Raw genomic sequence first — 2,674 nt, 5'->3', positions numbered from 1 at the left:
GTCGCCCAGACGGTAGTGCTGCTTGTGCCCACCGCCGATGTGGCGGGTGGTGATACGACCGTTGTTGTTACGGCCGCCCGACTTGGACTTCTTCTCGACCAGGCCAGCGAACGGAGCACCCTTGTGCAGGTTCTGGTTCACGACCTTGACGACGAAGCGACGACCAGCGGAAGTCGGTTTGCATTTAACGATTGCCATGATGCACCCCTTTACTCAGCGCCAGCTGCGAAATCGAGATCTTGGCCGGGCTGAAGGGCGATGTACGCCTTCTTCCAGTCGTTACGCTTGCCCAGGCCGCGAACGGTACGCTTGGTCTTGCCCTGAACGTTCAGGGTGGTGACGCGACGTACTTTCACGCCGAACAGGCTTTCGACGGCCTTCTTGATTTCCAGCTTGGTTGCATCAGTGGCAACCTTGAAAACGAATTGGCTCTTGCCGTCCGCCAGCCCCGTGGCTTTCTCGGAGACATGCGGGCCCAGCAGCACTTTGAATACGCGTTCCTGGTTCATGCCAGCAGCTCCTCGAACTTCTTCACGGCGGACACGGTGACGAGCACCTTGTCGTAGGCGATCAGGCTGACCGGGTCGGAACCCTGGACGTCGCGTACATCGACGTGCGCCAGGTTGCGCGCAGCCAGGTACAGGTTTTCATCAACGCCATCGGTGACGATCAGCACGTCTTTCAGGCCCAGGCCGTCCAGCTTGCTGACCAGACCTTTGGTTTTCGGTGCATCGACGGCGAAGTCGGCAACGACAACCAGGCGGTCCAGACGGACCAGCTCGGAGAGGATGGAGCGCAGGGCTGCGCGGTACATCTTCTTGTTGAGCTTCTGGGAGTGATCCTGCGGTTTGGCGGCGAAAGTGGTGCCGCCCCCACGCCAGATGGGGCTGCGAATGGTGCCAGCGCGAGCACGACCGGTGCCCTTCTGACGCCACGGCTTCTTGCCGCCACCGGAGACTTCGGAACGAGTCTTCTGAGCACGGGTGCCCTGACGGCCGCCAGCCATGTAGGCGACGACAGCCTGGTGAACCAGAGTCTCGTTGAATTCGCTGCCAAAGGTACGCTCGGAGACTTCGATAGCCTGAGCGCCGTTCACATTAAGTTGCATCTCAGCTTCCCCTCTTAACCGCGAGCCTTGGCTGCCGGACGCACGAGCACGTCACCGCCGGTAGCGCCAGGAACGGCACCCTTGACCAGCAGCAGATTACGCTCGGCATCGACACGCACGACCTCAAGGGATTGAACGGTTACACGCTCAGCACCCATGTGACCGGACATTTTCTTGCCCTTGAACACTCGACCAGGAGTCTGGCACTGGCCGATCGAACCCGGGACGCGGTGGGAAACGGAGTTACCGTGGGTATTGTCCTGACCACGGAAGTTCCAGCGCTTGATGGTACCGGCGTAGCCTTTACCCTTGGACTCGCCGGTAACGTCTACCAGCTGGCCTGCCTGGAACAGATCGACGGAGATGGAATCGCCTGCCTTGAACTCCTCTTCGCCCAGACGGAATTCCCACACGCCGCGACCGGCGGCGACATTCGCCTTGGCAAAGTGACCGGCCTGAGCCTTGGTCACGCGAGAAGCACGACGCTCGCCGGCAGTTACCTGCACAGCGCGATAGCCATCGGTCTCTTCGTTCTTGAACTGGGTGACGCGATTCGGCTCGACCTCAATGACCGTGACCGGAATGGAGACACCATCTTCGGTGAAAATGCGGGTCATGCCGCACTTACGACCGACAACACCAATTGTCATCTTAAGAACCTCTTTAGTGTACGGGGCTTTCACCCGCTATGGCCGCCCATTTCAGAGCGTTACACGACCAATGCCGAAGGCATTAGCCGAGGCTGATCTGTACTTCGACGCCAGCAGCAAGGTCGAGCTTCATCAGCGCGTCGACGGTCTTGTCGGTCGGCTGAACGATGTCGAGCACACGCTTGTGGGTACGAATTTCGTACTGGTCACGAGCGTCCTTGTTGACGTGCGGGGAAATCAGCACGGTGTAACGTTCCTTGCGGGTCGGCAGAGGAATCGGACCACGCACCTGAGCCCCAGTACGTTTCGCGGTTTCCACGATTTCCTGGGTAGACTGGTCGATCAGGCGATGGTCAAAAGCCTTCAACCGAATACGGATTTGTTGATTTTGCATTTGACCTCAGACTCCAAGTTGCCATTCCCAACGGGCGGACTCCGCCCGTTAAAAGGAGGCGCAATTGTACGGATGCCCCTGGAGGGTGTCAATATTTAACCAATCCAACGAAAAAGGGGCCCCGAAGGGCCCCTTTTCCTCATGCGCTAGATCGGTCGATTACTCGATGATCTTGGCAACCACGCCGGCGCCAACGGTACGGCCGCCTTCGCGGATAGCGAAGCGCAGGCCGTCTTCCATGGCGATCGGGGCGATCAGGGTGACGGTCATCTTGACGTTGTCACCCGGCATTACCATCTCGACGCCTTCCGGCAGCTCGCAGTTGCCGGTCACGTCGGTGGTACGGAAGTAGAACTGCGGACGGTAGCCCTTGAAGAACGGGGTGTGACGACCACCTTCTTCCTTGGACAGCACGTACACTTCACACTCGAACTTGGTGTGCGGCTTGATGGTGCCCGGCTTGGCCAGAACCTGGCCACGCTCTACGTCTTCACGCTTGGTGCCGCGCAGCAGGACGCCGAC

The 2,674-nt window shown here is 59.5% G+C and carries 4 protein-coding genes and 2 pseudogenes; all 6 read right to left on the bottom strand.

What is annotated here, in order from left to right:
* Window positions 1-198, bottom strand: a pseudogene (locus RN02_RS32825) (50S ribosomal protein L2); the annotation flags it as partial.
* Window positions 199-209: 11 nt separating this feature from the next.
* Window positions 210-509, bottom strand: a complete 300-nt coding sequence (gene rplW / locus RN02_RS26610) for a 50S ribosomal protein L23 (protein WP_009617150.1) — start codon at window positions 507-509, stop codon at window positions 210-212.
* Window positions 506-1,108, bottom strand: coding sequence for a 50S ribosomal protein L4 (rplD, locus tag RN02_RS26605; protein ID WP_009617148.1), 603 nt, complete (start codon window positions 1,106-1,108; stop codon window positions 506-508). The genes rplW and rplD overlap by 4 nt, the downstream gene beginning before the upstream one ends.
* A gap of 14 nt (window positions 1,109-1,122) precedes the next feature.
* Entirely contained in the window at window positions 1,123-1,758 is a 636-nt protein-coding gene (rplC, locus tag RN02_RS26600) for a 50S ribosomal protein L3 (RefSeq protein ID WP_009617147.1), read from the bottom strand.
* 82 nt (window positions 1,759-1,840) lie between these two features.
* Window positions 1,841-2,152 (bottom strand): 30S ribosomal protein S10, encoded by a 312-nt coding sequence (gene rpsJ / locus RN02_RS26595; RefSeq protein WP_003243886.1) that lies wholly within the window; start codon window positions 2,150-2,152, stop codon window positions 1,841-1,843.
* A gap of 159 nt (window positions 2,153-2,311) precedes the next feature.
* Window positions 2,312-2,674: pseudogene (gene tuf / locus RN02_RS26590) on the bottom strand (elongation factor Tu); the annotation flags it as partial.

Origin of the sequence: Pseudomonas sp. PI1, from assembly GCF_000812405.1 — a bacterium.
Lineage (GTDB): Bacteria > Pseudomonadota > Gammaproteobacteria > Pseudomonadales > Pseudomonadaceae > Pseudomonas > Pseudomonas citronellolis.
The sequence above is the reverse complement of the archived record's forward strand: the minus strand, read 5'-3'. Positions and strand labels throughout refer to the sequence as shown.

Excerpts from the sequence above, each read along its gene's own strand:
- rplW (WP_009617150.1), bottom strand. The coding sequence starts at position 509 with ATGAACCAGGAACGCGTATTCAAAGTGCTGCTGGGCCCGCATGTCTCC.
- rplD (WP_009617148.1), bottom strand. The coding sequence starts at position 1,108 with ATGCAACTTAATGTGAACGGCGCTCAGGCTATCGAAGTCTCCGAGCGT.
- rplC (WP_009617147.1), bottom strand. The coding sequence starts at position 1,758 with ATGACAATTGGTGTTGTCGGTCGTAAGTGCGGCATGACCCGCATTTTC.
- rpsJ (WP_003243886.1), bottom strand. The coding sequence starts at position 2,152 with ATGCAAAATCAACAAATCCGTATTCGGTTGAAGGCTTTTGACCATCGC.